Genomic DNA, 234 nt, shown 5'->3' on the forward strand with positions numbered 1-234 from the left:
CCGCGGTCCTGCACGACAAGACCAGGACCCCCATTGGCGGGCTGCAGCTGGGTGACGACGACGCGGTGCTGAGTGCCGCGCTGTGCTGCCTGCCGCTGCTGGCACTGGGCGGGGTGGGATTGCGCGGCTGGTCGCAGGTGCTGGTGTCCCCCGAAGGCTTCATCGTGCCGCAGAGCGAGATGGATGAAGACGGGGTGCTGCACGAATGGGACGAGGAAACGATCGGCCAGGTGT

General features: G+C 67.9%; 1 protein-coding gene. It reads left to right on the plus strand.

Annotated features, from left to right (window positions below; all coding sequences use genetic code 11):
- Window positions 1-234, plus strand: a 234-nt coding sequence (locus tag ACQG3P_RS24150; RefSeq protein ID WP_426806462.1) for a zinc-dependent peptidase, incomplete at both ends; no start/stop codon positions are given.

This window comes from Stenotrophomonas sp. SrG (assembly GCF_050031795.1).
In the GTDB taxonomy this organism is placed as follows: Bacteria; Pseudomonadota; Gammaproteobacteria; order Xanthomonadales; family Xanthomonadaceae; genus Stenotrophomonas; species Stenotrophomonas rhizophila_A.